Source organism: Actinosynnema sp. (assembly GCF_052038725.1).
In genome coordinates, this window is sequence record NZ_JBQGCX010000643.1 from 1 (window position 1) to 2,888 (window position 2,888).

At 75.4% G+C, this 2,888-nt stretch carries 3 protein-coding genes; 2 read left to right on the top strand and 1 reads right to left on the bottom strand.

The window, feature by feature from the left end; genetic code table 11:
• Positions 1-769 (bottom strand): SDR family NAD(P)-dependent oxidoreductase (locus ACTUAL_RS13620; RefSeq protein ID WP_440900492.1); only part of this gene is annotated, 769 nt, incomplete at its 3' end.
• Between the two features lie 339 nt (positions 770-1,108).
• Between ACTUAL_RS13620 and ACTUAL_RS13625 the strand changes: the two genes are divergently transcribed.
• Together ACTUAL_RS13625 and ACTUAL_RS13630 are read left to right on the top strand one after the other, a co-directional pair.
• Complete coding sequence (locus ACTUAL_RS13625; protein ID WP_440900493.1) at positions 1,109-2,161, top strand: glutathione S-transferase family protein; 1,053 nt, start codon at positions 1,109-1,111, stop codon at positions 2,159-2,161.
• Positions 2,162-2,183: 22 nt separating this feature from the next.
• Positions 2,184-2,888: MerR family transcriptional regulator (locus tag ACTUAL_RS13630; RefSeq protein WP_440900494.1), on the top strand; the 705-nt coding region annotated here is incomplete at its 3' end.

The window sequence follows — 2,888 nt, forward strand, 5'->3', positions numbered from 1 at the left end:
CCGCAACGCCCTCCTGCGGCTGTTCCCCGGCCCTGGGGGACGGCACCGCGCGACGCGGCTGCCCGCGCTCCGCAGCGGCCGTCACAGGCGCGACCGGCACAGGCGCGACCGGCACCCGCCGCACCGACTCCTCCGCGCACACCCGGACCAGCTCGCGGGACGCCTCCAGCACCCCGCCCAACCGCCCCAGCCCCAGCAGCACGCCCGCGCGCTCCGCCCCGAGCTCCCCCGGCGACCGCGCGGGCCCGGTCACCCGCACCCCGCGCCCGTAGTGCTCCCGCGCGGACTCCCGCCCCCCGAGCACCGACACCGCGTCCACGATCACGCCGCCCTCGCGCACCAGCGCCAGCTCGCCCCGCAGGCACCGCCAGGCGCCACCGCGGTCGACCTCCAGCGCCCGCCGCCACCGACCGTCGTCCCCGGACAGCCGGGCCCCCGGCTCGTCGCCCGGCCCGCCGGAACACCGGCGCTCGACACCCCACCGCTCGCCGCCCCAGATCCCGGCGTCGTTGACGGCGGCGTCCAGCTCGCCGTACCCGGCGACCACCTCGAACAGCGCCCGCACGGCCACCGGGTCGGACACGTCGGTGGGCACCGGCACCGCGCGCCCGCCCGCACCGCCGACCCCGTCCGCGATCTCGGCCAACCGCACCGGGTTCCGCGCCGCGAGGACGACCAGCGCGCCCTCCTCGGCGAACGCCAACGCCGCGGCGCGACCGATACCGCCGGTCGCACCGGTCACCAGGACCACCCTGTCGGTGAAGCGCACGACATGCTCCTCCCGCTGCGGGCCGCTGCACCGGTCGGGCGCCTCGGCCGGGACACGGCGCCCGCCGGGCGGGGCGGGGAGCGCCCAGCGGTCTGCACAGGCTAGGAAGCGGGGAGCGATCCCGTCAAACCACGTGGAAGCTCTGGTTCCACCGCCCGATCCGGTGCGCCCGTTTGCCGTGCGCGGCGGGCGGGTCGTGCGTCCGTAAAGCCGCGCGGGGGCCGGGGACGGTTGCGCGGCAACCTCTTTCCGCCCAGCGGTGGCGGGATTCCGCCCCCCGGCTGGGAACCCGCGGTCGACACCCGGCCGGAACCGCCGCGCTGCCGTAGGCTCACGATCATGAGCGACACCGCCACCAGCGAAAACCCCGAGCACAGCCGGGGCGGCACGTACTCGGTCAAGGGCAAGGCGTACACCCGCGACACCCGGTACCTCACCACCAGGGTCACGGCGGACGGCGCCGAGGGGTACCCGGTCGAACCGGGCCGGTACCGCCTCGTCGCCGCGCGCGCCTGCCCGTGGGCGAACCGGGCGATCATCGTGCGCCGCCTGCTCGGGCTGGAGGACGTGCTCTCCCTCGGCCTGCCCGGTCCCACGCACGACGAGCGCTCGTGGACGTTCGACCTGGACCCGGACGGGCGCGACCCGGTGCTGGGGATCGAGCGGCTCCAGGAGGCGTACTTCAAGCGCGACCCGGAGTACCCGCGCGGCATCACCGTTCCCGCGATCGTGGACACCACGACGGGCGAGGTGGCCACGAACGACTTCGCGCAGATCACCCTGGACCTGTCGACCGAGTGGCGCGCCCACCACCGCGACGGCGCCCCGGACCTGCTGCCCGAGGCCCACCGGGACGAGCTGGAGGAGGTGAACCGGCGGGTGTTCACGGAGGTCAACAACGGGGTGTACCGGTGCGGGTTCGCCGGCGGCCAGGAGGCGTACGACGACGCGTACGCGCGCCTGTGGTCGGCGCTGGACTGGCTGGAGGAGCGGCTGTCCGGGCAGCGGTACCTGGTCGGCGACACGATCACCGAGGCCGACGTGCGGCTGTTCACCACGCTGGTGCGGTTCGACCCGGTCTACCACGGCCACTTCAAGTGCAACCGGAACAAGCTCTCCGAGATGCCCGCGCTGTGGGGCTACGCGCGCGACCTGTTCCAGACGCCGGGGTTCGGCGACACCGTGGACTTCGCCCAGATCAAGAGCCACTACTACGAGGTGCACCGGGACCTGAACCCGAACGGGATCGTGCCGCTGGGCCCCGACCTGTCCGGGTGGGTCACCGAGCACGGGCGCGAGGCGCTGGGCGGGCGGCCGTTCGGCGACGGGACGCCGCCGGGGGCCGTGGCCGACGGGGAGCGGGTGGACCCGGCGCACACGCCGCTGCGCTGACTCCTGCCGAGGGGGGACGGACGTGGCTTGGAGCACCAGGGAGTTGGCCGACCTCGCCGGGGCGACCGTCAAGACGGTCCGGCACTACCACCGGATGGGGTTGCTCGAACTGCCCGGACGCGGGGCCAACGGGTACAAGCGGTACGGGGCCGCGCACCTGGCGAGGGTGCTGCGGATCAAGCGGTTGACCGGGTTCGGGCTGACCCTGTCGCGCATCCGGGAGATGGAGGAGGTCGGGGAACGGGCGGACGACTCGTTCGAGGCGGTCGACGCCGAACTGGCCGAGGCGATCGAGCGGTTGAGCTCGGCCAGGGCCGAGCTGGCGGTCCTGCGCGAGCACCGGGCGCCGCTGGACACGCCCGCGGTGTTCGGCCCGGTGGCGCGCGGGTTGTCCGAGGCGGACCGGGACCTGCTGGCGGTGCTCGCCGGGACCTTCGACGACGAGGCGCTGGCGGACCTGGGCGCGCTCGTGGCGGAGAGCGCCGACGACGGGACGGAGGAGGAGTTCTCCCGGTTGCCCGAGGACGCCGACGCGGACGCGGTCGAGTCGTTGGCCCGCCGGATGGTCGGCCCGGTTCGGCGGGCCCACGAGCGGTTCCCCTGGATGGCCGCGCCGGGGGCGTGCGACGCGCGGGGCCGGGGCGGGGCCGCGGCGGTGGTGGCCACCGCGTTCGCCGAGCGGTTCAACCGGGCCCAGCTCGGGGTTCTCGTCCGGGTGAACGCGCTG

What these genes read in the sequence shown, in the direction of transcription:
- ACTUAL_RS13625 (WP_440900493.1), top strand. Translation starts at nt 1,109, where the DNA reads ATGAGCGACACCGCCACCAGCGAAAACCCCGAGCACAGCCGGGGCGGC.